The sequence below is a fragment of the Azospirillum sp. A26 genome, from assembly GCF_042604635.1.
Taxonomy (GTDB): domain Bacteria; phylum Pseudomonadota; class Alphaproteobacteria; order Azospirillales; family Azospirillaceae; genus Azospirillum; species Azospirillum palustre.
In genome coordinates this window covers 245,040-261,098 of record NZ_CP170473.1, presented here as the reverse complement: position 1 = coordinate 261,098, position 16,059 = coordinate 245,040, and the positions used below count along the sequence as shown (strand labels likewise).

The window sequence follows — 16,059 nt, the reverse complement described above, 5'->3', positions numbered from 1 at the left end:
ATGTCACTGGATATCGTTCGGCTGAACGATGACCCAGTTCCGGTCGGCGAGGACCGGCAGCTTTTGGTCCGCCTGCCCGGCGGCGGCGGTCTCCCACATCTGCTTGATCTGCTTCATGTACTTGTCCTTGCGGTTGACCCACACCCGCAAGCCGCCATTCGCCGTATCGGTGGAATGGAGCAGCATGTAGCCGTCGCTGGTGGGGGTGTCTCCCGCCACCAGCACCGGCTTCTTCCACTGGTCGATGTAGGTGAGAATCGCCGCGTGCTTACCGGCGAACCAGGTCAGCGGCGCCCACAGATAGGTGCCAAGTTCCAGCTCCATCGTCTTGGCCCAGTCGTATTTCCCTTCGGCGATCAGCTTGCGTGCCGTGGTCACTTCGCCGGTGGCGCGGTTCTTCAGCAGCATGGTGACGCCGATGACGTTCTGCGGCTTGACGTTGTAGCCGTATTTCGGATCGGACAGCACCATCCGGACCAGTTCCTCGCTGGCGGCGGTCACCACATAGACGTCGATCCCGTTGGCGGTGAGATGGTTCACCAACTCCTGCTGGCCGGTGTAGAATTTGGGCGGGCTGACCTCGACCGTCTTGACCGCGTCGCCCTCATAATAGGTGGCGGGGATCGGCTTGCCGTCGGCCAGCATCTCGTCGATGAAGCCCTTCAACTGGGTCAGGGTAAAGCCGGAAAAGATCTGCGCCACCCACGGATAGCACACCTGGTCGTCGATCTCGCACAGCCGGTAATAATAGCTGTTGAGGCTTTCCTTGTGCCCGTTCACGTCCTTGAACGGAATGATCTTCAAGGACGGGTCCATGCTCTCGCGCGACAGCACGCCCTTGCGCTCCAGATAGGGCAGCAGGGATTCCTCAAGGTCGTAGCGGTACAGCGTGTTGTCGGCATCGAACACCGCATAGGCGCCCTTGCCCGCATTGGCGGACACCAGCGCCTTGAGGCTCGCCGCCGCCTCCGCCGGCCAATGGGCGAGCGGTTGAGGGGAGCCCGATTGCGCTATGGCGGCCATTGGAGCCATGGCGACCATGCCCGCAAGCAGCGCGGAGCGGAAAAGCGTCTTCATCTGTGCCCTCTCTTCCCTGTTCAAAGACACGATTCCTCTAGTCCGGAAGTACTCTGTTGGAGAGACGTCGGCTGTTCTGGGGATTATCCCGAACTGTCCAAAATTTTTTCAGTTGAGGATCACAGTTTATGACAGATTCTTTACATCTGTCCACTGGATCTAATTTTTAAAATCTGTCGCGGATTGACCTGAAATCGTCGCCTATACAGAGGAGTTGCTTGAAACATCTCCATCCGCTCAATTCGGCGAGACCGAACGGATGGTGAGGGACAGGGCTTTGCCCCGGCGCGGCCAGTCCACCACGTCGCCGACCCGCCCTCCGACCAGCGCCTCACCCAGCGGGGATTGCCAGCTGATGCGGCCGGCAGCGGGATCGGCCTCTTCCCCGCCTACCAGCGTGAAGGTCCACCGGCGCCCGGTCTCATCCTCCGCCACAACGACGGAGCCGAAGCCGGCTTCCTCGGCCGGGCCGGACGGGCGCACCACCACGGCGGCGGCCAGCCGGGCGCGCAGAAGGTCGGCGCGCCGCTTGGCGCTGCTCATCGCCTGCCGGTCCTCCGGCGCATCGGAACCGCGCAGCTGCGCCACCTCCGCGTCGGCCGCGGCAAGCTCCTCCTGCCACGCGGCGACGGTGGCGGCAGACACATGCAGGGGCCCGTTGACCTGGGGCAGCGGCCCCTCGGTCTCGGCATCGCTTTCCTTGACGAAGGCGCGGCTCATCCCGGTTCCCTCAGCCCAGCAGCGCCATGGCCGCGGCCGGAGCGCAGCTTGCGACCCAACCCTGACCGGGGGCACCCACCACATCGCAGAAATCAAGGTAGGGGCGGCCGAGCCGGGCAGCCACCTCCTGCACGACGGCACGCCCGACACCGGCCCCGACCACAGGCGCATCGCTTGGCAGCGGCGGCGCACCGGCCGACAGCACCCGCGAGGCGCCATCGTGGATGCGGCGCAGCTGGCGTTCGACCAGATCGCCGGCCATCGCCCGCCAGACCGCCGGATTGTAATCGCCGGCATCATGGCCGACCATGCGGGCCAGACGGCGCAGGCTGGCGTCGACCGTCTTCTGCCCATTGTCGGCAGCGGGATGCTGGTCCGCGGCCTCGTCCAGCCGGCCCAGCACGCGGTAGAGGTCGGCGCTGGTGGCGAAATACTCGGCCATCATCGGCAACCGCTCGCCCGCCACCAGGGCGGTGCGTTCCATCGCCATCACCGCCGTCCGGGTCAACCCGGTATAGAGCAGTTCCTCCACTGCCATCCGGTCATGATCGGTGATGCCACGCGCCGCCACCTCGCCGTCGCGCACCGGCACGATGTCGGTGGTGGTGCTGCCCATGTCGACCAGCAGCGCCGCCGGCAGCCGCTTGGCGACCACGGCGGCGGTCGCCATCCAGTTGGCCGAGGCCACGTCCATCACCTGTCCACGTGCCTCCTGCGGCGACAGCAGCCCGCGCCGCCCGGCATAAACACGCAGCCGTCCCGGCGGAACGGCCGCGGCGATGCGGTCGATCAGCGTGTGCACGCCCTGGGTGCGGTCGTCGAACAGGTCGACCAGTTCGCCCGTCATCGTCACCACATGGTCGGCGCCAGCCGGCAGGCGGTCCAGAATCGTGGTCAGCGCCGTGTCCAGCTCGCCCAGCCCTTGCCAGAGCCGGCACGGCACCTGCACGGCATCGCGCAGCCGGCCATCCTCCGCCCAGGCGGCCTTCAGATGGGCACCGCCGATGTCCCAACCGATTACGGTCGAGTCACGGGTGGCCGATCCACGGGTGTCAGACATGCGCATCCTCCCGGCCGGCATCGGCCGATCTGGTGTGGAACAGAACCAGGATGTCACCCGCCGGGTTCCAGCCAAGCACCCGCGACAGCCCGGAATAGCCGACGGACAGGCGCGGGTTCACCTCCACCACCACCGGGCCATTCGAACCCACGTCATCGGGCCGGTCGATGAGGTCCACGGCGACATAGCCGCGCAAACCCGGAATCGCGGCGGCAATGGCATGCGCCAGCGGCTCCCAAGCGGCGCGGCGGTGCTCCATCGCCCCGACATCCACGCCATGGAAGGAGAAACTCCCATCCCCACGCTCCACCCTCTGCCGGTTGCAGCCGAGCAGCCTCACCCCGCCGGCACCGTCGACCAGCATGGACAGGCTGCACGCCTCGCCTTCGACCAGCGGCTGGACGATCCAACGGCCGGCGTGCGGCGGTGTCCAGTTGGCGATGTCATCGACGATGAAGGTATCCAAGCAACCGGCGCCGTCGTCCGGCTTCACCACATGGCGGGCGGCGGGCGGCGGCGGGGCGCCGAAGGGGACGGTGGGAATGGTCGCGATGCCATGGGCGGCCAGCCGGGCCGCCGTCGCCGTCTTCGAAGACGCCAGAGCGATGGCGTCGGGGGCGCAGGCGACCACCGGCCGGCCGGTGTCGCGGAACAGGGCGGTCACTTGCGCCAGCAGCCCGTCGCTTTCCGGCGCAATCGGCCAGACCATGTCGCACAGGGCAGCCGCGGCGCGCCAGCGCGCCTCATGCTCCTCGCCCGGCGCCACTGGGAACAGGGCGACCCGGTCCGCCGGGAAGGACGGCGGGGCAAGTCGGTTGTCCCAACACAGCGTGACGTGCAGTCCATCCAGCGCGACCAGATCGCCGACCAGGGCAGCGACCATCGCGTTGGCCTCCGCCATCAGGTCGGTCGGAAGCGGCCCGTTGCACAGCGCGCCGCCGGTGACATACTCGCAGACCAGAATCCGACGAAGGCTATTCTCCATGGACATCGTTCCCGTCATCGACCTGCTGGGCGGGCAGGTGGTTCATGCCAAGCGGGGGGAGCGCGACCGCTACCGCCCCATCGAAAGCGCGTTGACCGCCGGATCGGCTCCGCAGGATATCGTGGCCGCGCTGCTGGCGCTGCAACCCTTCCGCGCCTGCTATGTCGCCGATCTCGACGCGATCCGCGGGAATGGCGACCATCGCCCGACCGTCGCCGCTCTCCAGGCGCGATGGCCGGAAGTCGCCTTCTGGGTCGATGCTGGGCTGGCGACGGTAAAAGATTGCCAGCGCTGGTTCGATGCCGGACTCCGGCATCTGGTGATCGGCAGCGAAAGCCAGACGGATGGCACGACGCTGGAGGCGGCACTGGCGCTGACCGGCGAGGACCGGGTGGCGCTGTCGCTGGATGTCCGGCAGGGCGAGCCGCTGGGGCCGGCGGCACTGCATGAGGATGCCGGCCGCTGGCCCTCGCGGGTGATCGCCATGACGCTGGACCGGGTCGGCTCGGGCGAGGGTCCGGATCTCGACCGCATCGCCGCGCTGACGGCCCGGCGCCCGGGGGTTCGGGTGTGGGGCGCCGGCGGGGTGCGCGATGCGGCGGACCTGGAGGCGCTGGCCCGGCACGGAACCGATGCCGTACTGGTGGCCAGCGCGCTCCACGACCGGCGCCTGGACGCCGGAACGCTGTCCCGCTTCGTCTCCGATCAGGAGGCCGCGAAGGGGTGAACCGCGGCGGCCATACCGTCCAGCATCTCCTTGGCGGTCGGGCTGCCGGCGATGGCGCGCTTCAGCGCCAGCTTGGTGGCCTCATGGTTGTAGTCCTGGATCTTGCGGTCGTCCTCCGCCTGCCAGTGGATGAAGACGCCGACCGAGATGAACAGGTCGTCGGCCTCGTCCGCCGGAATGGTGCCGTCCTCGACACACTCGGCGACCGCCAGGGCTACGGCGCGCTGGGCCGGGCCGAACATCTGCACGGCCTGCTTGGCGTTCTTGATCGTCACCTTGTTGAACATGACCGTGGAGGGCTTGACCATCAGGTTTGGCGCCAGCACGGCCAGCAGGCCGTTCACCCCTTCCTTCTGGTTGGTCAGGGTCTGGCAGAAGGCGGTCTCGGCGGCGCTGCCGCGCGGGCCGATGATGAGATCGATGTGAGCGACCTCGTTGCCGTCCCCGACCAGAGCTTCGCCGACCATAACCTTGTCGATCTTAGGCATTGCGCGTCCCTTGCGATGGTTGGTTCGATCAGAGTCCGCCGGTTGTCGTCCGGCGGCCACGGTCCGGCCGGCAGCTCGCCGGCCAGCCGAAGCACGAACAGGCAGGCCACCGTCAGGTCGGCGGACGTGCCCGGATTGAGGCCGCGGCGCTTCAGCGCGCGGTCGAAAGCGAGGAGCCGGCGCGCGGCCCCGGAATGGATGCCGAATGTCGGACCGGTGGAAAGCCGCCGCTCCAGCCGGAACGCCTGCGCCCGCACCCGCTCCGCCACTACCGCGCCATGCTTGCGGGCGATGTGGGTATCGGGGTGCAGGGCCATGAAGCCCAGGTGGATGGCGCTCGCCACCTCCGCCGGACTGGCGCCGCGATGCAGGGCCGAGCGTCCGCGCGCAACCCCGAAGGTGAAGACGTCGGCGAAGGCGGTGGCGTACTGCCGGGCGATCAGGTCGCGGTCGGCCGCCGCCACCATCGCGGCGCGCAGGTCGACACGAGGGGCCGCCGCGACATTATGCTGCCGGGCCTCCCCCAGCCCGGCCGGCAGCGCCACGCGGATGGCCGCAAAGGCGTCTGCGGCATCGGCGATGCTCAGCCCGTCGAGCACCCGCGCCAGCCGAAGCCGTAGCGGCTCCCCTTTGTCACGGCACAGCGCCGCGGCGGCGAGCGGCGCCAGCAGCAGGACGATGCCGAGATTGGTGTTGCAACCGGCCACATCCCGTGTCGCCGCCACCGCGTGCAGGATCGCCTCCCCTACCCGGCGGTCGGGCGTGGCAAGGATCGGGGCGATGGCCGCAGCGCTGTCGAGGAACTGCGTCACGCTCATCCCATGGCCTTCGGCATGGATGTGGACGTTGCCGGGCTTCAGCGCCATCAACTCCAGCCGGCAGGCGGTGAACACCGCCTCTTCTACCAGTTCCCGGCAATCGTGGAGCGGGGTCGGCAGCAGGGCGCTCATCCCACCCTCCGCGCGTCCGCCGACGCCGGCGAGGCCGATGCCAGACGGGCCAGGACCAGATCGGCCAGCGCCTGCGCCACGTCGACCGGCGTCACCGCCTGCAGGCCGCGCCATGCCGGCATGCTGTTGACCTCCAGCACCAGGAACCGGCCGTCGGGCGCGCGGATCACGTCCACCCCGGCATAGTCGGCGCCGACTGCAGCGGCGGCGGCCACCGCCAGATCGCCCAGCACGCCGCCCGGACTGGCGGGATGGCAGCGCGCGCCCTGCTTGACGTTGGTGATCCAGTGATCGCCCTGGCGGACCATGGCGGCCAGCGGACGCCCATTCACCACGAAGACCCGCCAGTCGAACCAGCCGCCATCGGCCGCACCGACATACTCCTGCAAATGGTAGACGCCGGCGGTCTCCTCCGGGCCGGGCAGAGCCATGCCGGGATCGAGCCGGCGCAGACCCTTGCCCTGCGACCCGAACAGCGGTTTCAACACCGCGGATCGCCCCTCGGCATGGAGGGCGGCCAGGATGGCGGAGGCCTGGACCGGGTCGGCGACGCTCCAGGTGCGCGGGGTCGGTATCCCGGCGGCGGCCAGCCGGAAGGCAGTGGCGCTCTTGTCGACGCAGCGTTCGATGGACACGGGGTTGTTCACGACCGGCACCCCGCCATGGGCCAGCGCGTGCAGCACGCCAAGCCGCAGCGTCACCTGCTCGAAACTGCCGGCGGAGATGGTGCGGACCAGACAGGCGTCGGGCAGTCCGCCATCGAAACCCGGAATCGCCGGTCCCTCTGGACCGAAGCCGCAGGCGCTGAGCGACACCGGGACCCCCTTCGCGCCAAGGCGGGCGAAGGCGGCGGTCAGCCGCCGGGTGTGCCAGTCGGCGCCGTCCACGAAGATGGCGATGCGGATCCGTCCCATGCCCCAGCCTCCCCTACCCGCCGATGCCGAAGGAACGGTCGAGCAGCGCTGGTGCCAGCGCCCCGGCGGTGAAGCTCCGCCCGCTCTCGAAGGCGGTCACGATCACGCGGGCCGGGCTGAACAGCATCGGGTCGATCTTGAAGAAGTCGAAGCCGCTCGCCGCGAACAGGTCGGCAAAGGGCCTGCCATAGTCGGCGGAGGCAGAACTGGGCAGGCGGGCCGCCAGATCGGCCGCGTCGTCGTCCGGGCCGTCGACCAGCAGATGGACGGTTCCGCCGAACAGGATGGCGTCGTTGGTCCGGCCCATCGCCTGGACGAAATCGCGTCCCGGCGGCGGCAACGGCGCACAGCCGACGCCGTCGCGCACCCGCTCCAGCGGGAAATGAAGGGCGTGCAGCTTGTGCAACCCGACCTCCAGCACACGGGCGACGATCTGGACGATGCCGGCCGGGCTGCGGGTCGGCGTCAGGATCAGGGTCACGCGCTCCGCCGGCACGCCGCAGTCGCGGGCAACCTTCTCCACCACCGATGCCGGCGGCCGCTTGTCGGTCTCCAGCACCAGCACGGCGCGGTCGGCCATGTCGCGGTAGCCGAGTTCGGCGAACAAAGGCTCCTTCACCGCCAGGGCGCGCCCCGGCCCCGATCCCAGCGCCGAGAACTTTTCGCCCGACAGGCTCCAGCCGGCATACTGGCTGCCGAGGCAGGCCAGGACCGGATCGGCCGCCGTCACTGTCACTTGCGCCGGCCAATGGGCAAAGGGAGAGTCCATGCCGATGCGCACGCTGCCGGCGCCGCCCAGGCAGATCTCGGCGATGCGGCGCCCGGCTTCCAGGCTGCCGGGCCGGTCGATGCCGGCATCGATCACGGTGCAGCCGGCGGGGTGCTGCTCTACCCCGATCCGCAGCATGGCGGCGTCCGCCACCAGCGCGTGGACCAGGGGGGCGGCAAGCCGGTTAACACTGAAGGGAAGGGACGACATCGGCGGTTCTCTCCACAAAACAGGCCCGCCGCGTGCAGTCCGCGACGATGCGTTCGATCCGGCAGGACAGACGGCGCCGCGCCTCCTCCTCGTCCCCGCCCCAGGCGGTGGCGCTGCACAGCGGCAGCCCGCCCCCCACCGCGCTGCCGGCCCGAGGCCGGTCGGCGCACCAGGGGGGCCACGGGACATCCGCCGGCACCGTCAGGGCGTTGGCGGCATAGGCCACCGCCCCGGCAATGACGCCCGGACGCGCTGCCCCCAGCGTCCAATCACGTCCGGCGGCGGCGTCGAGATGCGCGCGCATCACCCCGCCCCGCCGGTGGCGTTCGAGCAGGTCGAGCGTGGCCCCCGGACGCGGGTTGACCTCCAGAACCGTTACCGACGTGCCGTCGACCAGCAGGTCCAGACTGTTCAGCCCGACCAGCCCGAAGGCGGCGGCGATGCGGCGTGCCGCTTCCGCAAGCCGGTCGGCGAGGGATTGCGGCACCGCCGCCGGAAGCACCGCCCCGCCATAGCGGAAGGGCGCGTCGGGCGCCGGATCGGCCCATTGCCGGCTGATCGCCACCGTTTCGCACCGGCCGCTACGGTCGGCGATGAAGGCGACGGAGGTTGGCCGTCCGGCCGCCCGCCGTTGCAGGTAATGACCGTCCGGCAGCGAACCTCCGGCCCAGGGAGCGACGTGCCAGCCCCCGGCCGCACCAACCCGCTTGACCATCCAGTCCTCGCGGATCGCATCGTCTGGCATCGTCACCCATGTTTCCGGATGCCCGATGCCCAGTTCTTCCAGCCCCAGCGCCGCCAGCCGCGCGGCGAAGCCGGCCGGGTCCTTGACCGACCGCACCACCTCCGGCCGGTTGCCGAGCAGCCGATAAGGACCGGCCTGCATCAAGGCGGCCAGCAGGTCGGGCGCCTGTTCGAACCCCGATCCGACGACCAGACCGCTGCCCGGCGGAGCCAGCGTCCGGGCGGCGGCGATCAGCGCCTCCCGGTCGAAGCCGGTGACGGGATCACCGGCCACGCAACGGGCGGGCAGCGACAGGTCGGCGTCGCCGAACTGATCCAGCGTCGCCACGGTGGCCCCGGTGCGCGCCACCGCCTGGGCGATGGCCCGACCCGACAGGGCGGCGACCAGGATCACGCCGCTTTCCGGCATTGGGCGCGGGCCAGGATGAACGCGTCGTCGAAGGCCATATAGACCGGCTTCGCCGCCTCGCGCATCGCCTTGAACAGGCCGTGCTGGGTCTTGAACTTCACGTTGCCGATGGCGAGCGCGCCGATGCCGACGGCGTCCGTGCCCTCGATGGGCGCGCCATCGCTGAAGGCGTCCACCCCCTCCACGCCGGCCGGCGGGACGGCATTGACGTCGGCCACCACCCGCACCGACGGGGCAGCGGTGATCTGTGTGCGGCTCAGCACCCGGACACCAGCGCGGGCGACCGCCAGCACCACATCGGTTTCCGCCAGGACCGCGGCCTTGTGGGCGTCGGTCGAGCCATCCACCGCCCCCAGCGTCACGCCGAACCGTTGACGGTAAGAGGCCGCGCGCTCGGCGACGGACGCCGCGCCGTCATGGCCGACCAGTTGAACGGACGCGCCGGCCCGCGCGGCCAGCACCGCCGCGACACCGCCGACCGGCCCCTTACCGCCGAACACCGCGACCCGTGAGCCGGCCAATGCCAACCCAACCCTCTCAAGCTGGGCCTCGACCTTCGCGATCATCGCCGCGGCGGTGGTGTAGGCGCCGGACGGATCGGCGAAGACCGAGATTTCGAAGGGCGGGACCATCGCCCCGCGCGCCGCCTCCAGCATGTCCAGCGCCTTGAGGATGTCGCGGCCGGCGATGAACAGACCGGTCCGCTTGGCGTCGCCCGGAGCGCGAGAAAAGATCATGTCCTGGACAAGACCCGGCACCTCGCCAGTCTCGACATTGGTGTAAGGCACGATGACGCCATAGCCGGCATCGCATGCCATATTGATGTCGAATGGACTGACCGCCTTTACCGGAGTAATGGAGTGCATGATATAGGGCTTTTCCATGAAACGAATTCCTCGGTTCGCTTCATGGCACTGTCTTTCACATCACATGGTCACGCTGTCTTTTTTGCGACTGTTTCATATCCGGCAGCGACTGCATTCTGATCGGAATAAGTCTCCACCACCGCGCCGTGATTCCGCCCCCGGCAGACGACGAAGCGCAGGTTGGGCCGCGCCCTCCAGCGCGCCTGCGCACCCTCCGCCGCCCGCTCTGCCGATGCCACATCGCCAAAGATGGCAAAGCCGGTCGGCCCCCAGGAACTCTGCCCGATCCCCGTGGCGCCGACCGACGGCAGCCAGCGCAGCACCTCGGCCACGTCCGGACTGCTGAAGCGCCCGCCCTGAGCCGGGGCGAAATGATCGCCGACCACGCTCTGGAGTTCGGTCACGGCGGCGCCGAACCGCATGGCATCCCCTTCCGCCAGCGCCGGCAGCCCGACCATCAGCGCCAGCCGGCACAAATAGGCCGCCTTGTCCGCCGGGAAAGGCGGCAGATCGCGGAACGCGACCGTCTCGGCCGTGCCGGATAGGCCGCGGTTGGCGTCATCGAACACCAGAAGCATCCGCCATGCCTCCGGCAGGGCCATGCGGCTGATCACCGGCGGCGGCTCGTCCAACGCGCCCTTGCCGCCGTCCAGAATGACGCCGCCCTGTTCGAAGGCGCCGACGCCGATGCCCGACCGCGCGCCGCGGTCAAGCAGGCTGGCGACCCGGCGCGGCGGCAGCGGCCGGCCGGTCATCGCCGACAGGGCAGCCCCGACGGCCAGCGCCAGCTGGGTGCCAGACCCCAGCCCGGAATGGCTGGGGATGGTCCGGCCCAGCCGCAGGGAGAAGCGGTTTTCCAAGCCCAGCGCCCCGCACAGCCGGTCGAGATACTCCGCCGCCCGGCAGTCCGGGCCGACTGGGACATCGCTTCCCGTTTTTCCCCGGATCAGCATCAGGTCCGTCCCCAGCCCGTCGAGCGTCAGGCCCAGGCTGCCAAAGCGCCGTCCCAACCCGCCCTCCATGTCGAGGAACCCAAGATGCAGCCGGGCGGGCACCTCCACCCGCACCCTGTCGACCGTCATGCGCTGTTCGCCGCAAATCATGGCCTACCTGTCGCAAAAGCCAAGGCGACCAGCCGCCTTTCGCACATAATAAAATCGATGGCGATAAAATCAACGAGAACAACAATAGAAAACAAATTATAATCCGGAATAATTTCAGATATTGACTCTTCTTTACTCATTTCTGCAAAAGAAATGAACCGACACCCCATGTCTATTATTATTTAAGACAACCCTCCACACTCGATATCATGCGCGGGGTTTGGCATATGGACTACGAACTCGGCGGAGGCGACCTCCCACCACCCATGAGCGATGTCGTTTGTCCGTTCTGCGCAATGGCCTGCGATGACCTTGCAATCGCACGCGATGGCACCGGACAACTCAAGGTGACCACCAACGGCTGCGCACGGGCACGCACCCTGTTCGCCCTTCCGGCATTGCCGGCCCACTGCTTCATCAAGGGTCGCGCCGTTCCGCTCGACGAAGCGCTGGACGCGGCGGCGGTCTTGCTGCGCGATGCGGCTTCGCCGGCCGTCGGGGGGCTCGCCGCCGACACCGAAGGAGTCTCCGCGGCCCTGGCGCTGGCGGAACGGCTGGGTGCAGTGATCGATCATGCCGCCTCCGACAGCCTGTTCCACGGGCTGCGCGCGCTCCAGGTGACCGGCGCCATGACCGCCACCTTCGGCGAAATTCGCAACCGTGCCGACCTGTTCGTCCTGTTCGGAACCGAGTTCGAGCGTCATGCCCCCCGCCTGTTCGACCGCATCGTCCGCCCGCCCACCGCCCTGTTCCGCGATGTCGGCGCGGCGCGCGGCTTCCTGATCGGTCCCGGCGACGGCCCGGCACCGGACGGGTTCGAACGCCTGAGCGCCAACCTGACCCACGCCCCCGCCATCGCCGCCGCCCTGTCGCAGTTGCTGGCCGGCGAAACACCCCGCGGCGCCCAAGTCGGGGGCATCGCCATGGAGGCTCTGACCCGCATCGCCGCGGCATTGCGCGAGGCGCGCTTCGGCGTCGTCGGCTGGATCGCCGCCACGCTGGACCCGGCCGCCGGCGATGTCGCCATCGAGGCCTTCAACCGCCTAGTCGTGACCGCCAACGCCTCGACCCGCTGCGCCGGCCTGTCCCTGGGCGGCAAGGGCAACGCGCTGGGTGCCAATTACGTGTGCGCTTGGCAATATGGTGTGCCGCTGCGCTCCCGCCTGGGGGCCGGCCCGCCGGAGCACGATCCGCTGCGCTACCGGCTGAAAAGCCTGCTGGCCGGGGGCGAGGTCGATGCGCTGGTCTGGCTTTCCGCCCTGAACGGCGCGGAACTGCCCGACACCCGCACACCCATGATCGTGCTGGCCCGACCCGGACAGCCGTTGCCCCGCGATCCGGAGGTGCTGATCCCGGTCGCCATCCCCGGCCTCGACCATTCCGGCAGCATCCACCGTGGCGACGGCGTCGCCGCCCTGCCCCTACGCCGCTTGCGAACGACCGCCATGACGCTTCCGTCGGCCGCGTCGGTGCTGAGCGCCCTGCTCAGCCGTCTGCCCGCCTCCCCAGTCCCGCTTCGGGAGATAGCGCATGTCTGACGCCTACACCCTGCTGCGCGGCGGCCGCGTCTACGATCCGACCGTGAGCACCGACGGCGGCGGGTTGCGTGACCTGTACCTGAAGGACGGCCGCATCGCGGCGACACCTCCGCAGGACGCCCGCATCGGGGAAGTGATCGACCTCGACGGCCGCATCGTCATGGCCGGCGCCATCGACATCCACAGCCACATCGGTGGCGGCAAGGTGAACCTCGCCCGCCTGCTTCTTCCGGAGGAGCATCGCGAGCACGCCAGCGGCCCCGACGGGCTGCGCCGCTCCGGCAGTGGCCTGTTCACCCCATCCAGCTTCGTCACCGGCTACCGCTATGCCGAGATGGGCTACACCGCGGCCTTCGAGCCGGCGATGCTGCCCTCCAACGCGCGACACACCCATCTGGAACTGGCCGACATCCCGATCATCGACAAGGGCTGCTACGCCGTCCTCGGCAACGACGACTTTCTTCTGGAACGGCTTGCCGCCGGGGCGACGCAGTCGGAGGTCAACGACTATGTCGCCTGGATCCTGCACGCCACCCAGGCGGTCGGCGTCAAGGTGGTGAATCCCGGCGGCATCAGCGCCATCAAGTTCAACCAACGCCGCCTGGATCTGGACGAGGCGCATCCCCATTACGGCATCACGCCGCGCCGCATCCTGACCACGCTGGCGACTGCGCTGTCCGACCTCGGGGTGCCGCATCCGCTGCACGTCCACTGCAACAATCTGGGCATCCCCGGCAACGAATCGGTCACGCGCGACACCATTGCCGCACTCGACGGGTTGCCCGCCCACCTGACCCATCTGCAATTCCACAGCTATGGGACAGAGGGCGACCGCCGCTTCTCCTCAGCCGCCGCCGAGATCGCCGAAGCGGTGAACCGCAGCCCGAACATCTCGGTCGATGTCGGCCAGATCATCTTCGGCCAGACCATCACCGCGTCGGCCGACATCATGTCGCAGTTCCGCAACAGCGACCTCGCCAGCCCGCGCAAATGGGTGTGCACCGACATCGAATGCGATGGCGGCTGCGGGCTGGTGCCGTTCCGCTACCGCGACAAGGCCTTCGTCAACGCCCTGCAATGGGCCATCGGGCTGGAGCTGTTCCTGCTGATCGAGGATCCCTGGCGGGTCTATCTGACCACGGACCACCCGAACGGCGGCCCCTTCACCAGCTATCCGCATCTGATCCGTCTGCTGATGGACCGCAGCTTCCGCACCGAGCAGCTCGCACGAATCAACCCCGACGTGGCGGCACACAGCCGGCTCGGCTCCATCGAACGCGAATACACGCTCGACGAGATCGCCATCATGACCCGTGCCGGCCCCGCCCGCGTGCTGGGACTGCGCGACTGCGGCCACCTGCGCCCCGGCGCTGTCGCCGACGTGGTGGTCTATGACGATCTGCCCGACCGCGAGGCGATGTTCGCAGCCCCTGCCTGGGTGTTCAAGAAAGGACGGCCGGTGGCACGGAACGGAGAACTGACCGCGACAGGCTGGGGCGACACCATCGTCGTCCGGCCGGACTTCGACCCCGCCATCGAACGGCGGCTGAAGCCCTGGTTCGAGGATCACCAGACCGTTCGGCTCGGCAACTTCCGCATCGCGGACGGCGAGATCCTCGACCATGGCCGCGGCGGCCTGTCCATCGTTCCGACCCTGACGGCGTCCGGCCCATGCTTCTGAACGGCATCCACATCGAGAACAGCTATGCCGAGGCCTTCGACATGAAGGCGACCCGGCTGATCGTGACCGCCGACACGCCGGCCTGGGCGCGCCATGCTGGCATGGCCGCCACCGGCTTCGCCACCTCGGTCATCGCCTGCGGCTGTGAAGCCGGGATCGAGCGGGAACTGGCGCCGGAGGAAACCCCCGACGGACGCCCCGGCGTGGCCCTGCTGTTCTTCGCCACCGGACGCAGCGTGCTGGGAAAGCAGGTCGAGACCCGCGTCGGCCAGTGCATCCTGACCTGTCCCGGCACCGCCTGTTTTGCCGGCGTGCCGCGCGGCGCCCAGGAGGATTTGATCCCGCTGGGCCGGAAGCTGCGCTATTTCGGCGACGGCCAGCAGATGTCGAAACTGCTCGGCGGCAGGCGCTACTGGCGCATCCCGGTGATGGACTGCGAGTTCCTGTGCGAGGAATCGAGCTGGAGCGTGCCCGCGGTCGGCGGCGGCAACCTGCTGATCCTCGCCGATGCCCGGATGGCGGCGCTGGAGGCGGCGGAAGCGGCGGCGGACGCCATGCGCGCCGTGCCCAATGTGGTGCTGCCCTTCCCCGGCGGGGTGGTCCGCTCCGGTTCCAAGGTCGGGGCGAAGTACAAGGGGATGCCGGCCTCCACCAACGACGCCTATTGCCCGACGCTGCGCGGCCTGCCCCGCTCCCGCCTGCCGGCCGAGGTCGAATCGGTGCTGGAGATCGTCATCGACGGGCTGACCGCCGCCGATGTCGCGGCGGCCACCACGGCCGGGCTGAAATGCCTGATCGAACGCGGTCGCGAGTCCGGCATCTGGGGCGTCACCGCCGGCAATTACGGCGGCAAGCTGGGCCGCCACCATTTCCACCTTTACGAGCTGTTGCCATGAGCGTGCTGAGCTTCCGTCTGAAAGGCCCGCTGACCGGCCGCATCGACGCCTCTCCCCTGCTGCCGCACCGGCTTGCGGAACTGAGCTTGCTGGAAATCGCCGCCTTGCCTCTGCGGCTCGGCCGGGGGCATGTCGCGTTGGGCGACCTGTTCGACCTGTCGGGCAGCCCGGGCGACATCGTGGAACTGGAGGGAGACGGACGGCTCGATTTCGTCGGGGCGGGACTGGCCGGCGGCACCATCCAGGTTGCCGGACCGGTCGGCCACCGCGCCGGCACCGGCATGAGCGGCGGCTCGCTGCTGGTGGACGGGTCGGCGGGGCTGGCGGCGGGGGCGTCCATGCGCGGCGGCGAGCTGGTCGTCCGGGGCGATGCCGGCGACGAGCTGGGCGGTGCCCTCCCCGGCGAGCGGGCCGGGATGACCGGCGGGCGGATCCTGGTCCATGGCACATGCGGCGACCGCGTCGGCACGCGCATGCGCCGCGGGCTGATCGCCGTCGGCGGCGATGCCGGCGCCTACGCCGCCCTGCACATGACTGCCGGCAGCCTGGTGATCGGCGGCAGGCCGGGTGCCTTCGCCGGCCATGGCATGCGCAACGGCACCATCCTGTTCCGCGGCGAGATCGATCCGCTGCCGGGCTTTGCTGACTGCGGTCTCAACCGGCTGCCCTTCCTCTCGCTTCTGGACAATCACCTGTCCGGTCTGCACGACGTGCCACTCGCCTGCCGGGGCCTGACCGGACGGGCACGGCGCTGGCTGGGCGACCGCGGATTCGGCGGACGCGGCGAGTTGCTGGCCTGCCTGTGAAGGCTTGCTGCCAAGGGGTCAGCGGACAGCGGCCCTTCACGCCAAGAGGGGCTACCTCATAGAGAGAGCGTGGTTGCTCCACCGGACGGTGCTATTGTTCGCACCGTCGGATGATT

At 69.2% G+C, this 16,059-nt stretch carries 16 protein-coding genes; 5 read left to right on the top strand and 11 right to left on the bottom strand.

The genetic code is table 11. From position 1 onward, the window contains the following. Positions 1 to 3: 3 nt before the first annotated feature. The 4 genes from ABNQ39_RS15765 to ABNQ39_RS15750 form a co-directional block, all read right to left on the bottom strand. The gene (locus tag ABNQ39_RS15765) at positions 4 to 1,077 is read right to left on the bottom strand and encodes a haloacid dehalogenase-like hydrolase (protein WP_376961473.1); all 1,074 of its coding nucleotides are present in this window, start codon (positions 1,075 to 1,077) and stop codon (positions 4 to 6) included. A gap of 237 nt (positions 1,078 to 1,314) precedes the next feature. Next, positions 1,315 to 1,797: a GreA/GreB family elongation factor gene (locus tag ABNQ39_RS15760; protein ID WP_376961471.1), complete on the bottom strand. Its 483-nt coding sequence runs from the start codon at positions 1,795 to 1,797 to the stop codon at positions 1,315 to 1,317. Positions 1,798 to 1,807: 10 nt separating this feature from the next. Continuing rightward, positions 1,808 to 2,857: a hydantoinase/oxoprolinase family protein gene (locus ABNQ39_RS15755; RefSeq protein WP_376961469.1), complete on the bottom strand. Its 1,050-nt coding sequence runs from the start codon at positions 2,855 to 2,857 to the stop codon at positions 1,808 to 1,810. Beyond that, positions 2,850 to 3,842 (bottom strand): ATP-grasp domain-containing protein, encoded by a 993-nt coding sequence (locus ABNQ39_RS15750; protein ID WP_376961467.1) that lies wholly within the window; start codon positions 3,840 to 3,842, stop codon positions 2,850 to 2,852. Before ABNQ39_RS15750 ends, ABNQ39_RS15755 begins: the two co-directional genes overlap by 8 nt. Here ABNQ39_RS15750 and ABNQ39_RS15745 point away from each other — a divergent pair. Further along, positions 3,841 to 4,569 (top strand): HisA/HisF-related TIM barrel protein, encoded by a 729-nt coding sequence (locus ABNQ39_RS15745; protein WP_376961465.1) that lies wholly within the window; start codon positions 3,841 to 3,843, stop codon positions 4,567 to 4,569. The two genes, ABNQ39_RS15750 and ABNQ39_RS15745, sit on opposite strands and share 2 nt — an antisense overlap. Here the strand turns inward: ABNQ39_RS15745 and fae are convergent. Genes fae through ABNQ39_RS15710 form a run of 7 tightly spaced genes read right to left on the bottom strand, consistent with a single transcriptional unit; the run spans position 4,548 to position 11,001 of the window. Further along, positions 4,548 to 5,036 carry a formaldehyde-activating enzyme gene (gene fae, locus ABNQ39_RS15740; protein WP_247879512.1) on the bottom strand — a complete coding sequence of 163 codons (489 nt, stop codon included), beginning with the start codon at positions 5,034 to 5,036 and terminating at the stop codon, positions 4,548 to 4,550. The genes ABNQ39_RS15745 and fae overlap by 22 nt on opposite strands. Then, the gene (locus ABNQ39_RS15735; protein WP_376961463.1) at positions 4,931 to 6,007 is read right to left on the bottom strand and encodes a triphosphoribosyl-dephospho-CoA synthase; all 1,077 of its coding nucleotides are present in this window, start codon (positions 6,005 to 6,007) and stop codon (positions 4,931 to 4,933) included. Before ABNQ39_RS15735 ends, fae begins: the two co-directional genes overlap by 106 nt. After that, positions 6,004 to 6,921: an ATP-grasp domain-containing protein gene (locus ABNQ39_RS15730; protein ID WP_376961461.1), complete on the bottom strand. Its 918-nt coding sequence runs from the start codon at positions 6,919 to 6,921 to the stop codon at positions 6,004 to 6,006. The genes ABNQ39_RS15735 and ABNQ39_RS15730 overlap by 4 nt, the downstream gene beginning before the upstream one ends. 13 nt (positions 6,922 to 6,934) lie before the next feature. Continuing rightward, on the bottom strand, positions 6,935 to 7,900 hold the full coding sequence (gene mch / locus ABNQ39_RS15725) for a methenyltetrahydromethanopterin cyclohydrolase (RefSeq protein WP_376961459.1): 966 nt from the start codon (positions 7,898 to 7,900) through the stop codon (positions 6,935 to 6,937). Beyond that, on the bottom strand, positions 7,875 to 9,038 hold the full coding sequence (locus ABNQ39_RS15720) for an ATP-grasp domain-containing protein (RefSeq protein ID WP_376961457.1): 1,164 nt from the start codon (positions 9,036 to 9,038) through the stop codon (positions 7,875 to 7,877). Before ABNQ39_RS15720 ends, mch begins: the two co-directional genes overlap by 26 nt. Continuing rightward, positions 9,035 to 9,937: an NAD(P)-dependent methylenetetrahydromethanopterin dehydrogenase gene (locus ABNQ39_RS15715; RefSeq protein ID WP_376961455.1), complete on the bottom strand. Its 903-nt coding sequence runs from the start codon at positions 9,935 to 9,937 to the stop codon at positions 9,035 to 9,037. Before ABNQ39_RS15715 ends, ABNQ39_RS15720 begins: the two co-directional genes overlap by 4 nt. Positions 9,938 to 9,987: 50 nt before the next feature. Then, entirely contained in the window at positions 9,988 to 11,001 is a 1,014-nt protein-coding gene (locus ABNQ39_RS15710; protein ID WP_376961453.1) for a beta-ribofuranosylaminobenzene 5'-phosphate synthase family protein, read from the bottom strand. 368 nt (positions 11,002 to 11,369) lie between these two features. Here ABNQ39_RS15710 and ABNQ39_RS15705 point away from each other — a divergent pair, with 368 nt between their 5' ends. Genes ABNQ39_RS15705 through ABNQ39_RS15690 form a run of 4 tightly spaced genes read left to right on the top strand, consistent with a single transcriptional unit; the run spans position 11,370 to position 15,943 of the window. Next, on the top strand, positions 11,370 to 12,560 hold the full coding sequence (locus ABNQ39_RS15705) for a formylmethanofuran dehydrogenase (RefSeq protein ID WP_376961451.1): 1,191 nt from the start codon (positions 11,370 to 11,372) through the stop codon (positions 12,558 to 12,560). Continuing rightward, on the top strand, positions 12,553 to 14,241 hold the full coding sequence (locus tag ABNQ39_RS15700) for a formylmethanofuran dehydrogenase subunit A (RefSeq protein WP_376961449.1): 1,689 nt from the start codon (positions 12,553 to 12,555) through the stop codon (positions 14,239 to 14,241). The genes ABNQ39_RS15705 and ABNQ39_RS15700 overlap by 8 nt, the downstream gene beginning before the upstream one ends. Then, positions 14,232 to 15,137: a formylmethanofuran--tetrahydromethanopterin N-formyltransferase gene (gene fhcD, locus ABNQ39_RS15695; protein ID WP_376961447.1), complete on the top strand. Its 906-nt coding sequence runs from the start codon at positions 14,232 to 14,234 to the stop codon at positions 15,135 to 15,137. The genes ABNQ39_RS15700 and fhcD overlap by 10 nt, the downstream gene beginning before the upstream one ends. Continuing rightward, entirely contained in the window at positions 15,134 to 15,943 is an 810-nt protein-coding gene (locus ABNQ39_RS15690; RefSeq protein WP_376961445.1) for a formylmethanofuran dehydrogenase subunit C, read from the top strand. The genes fhcD and ABNQ39_RS15690 overlap by 4 nt, the downstream gene beginning before the upstream one ends. The last annotated feature ends 116 nt before the right edge of the window (positions 15,944 to 16,059 follow it).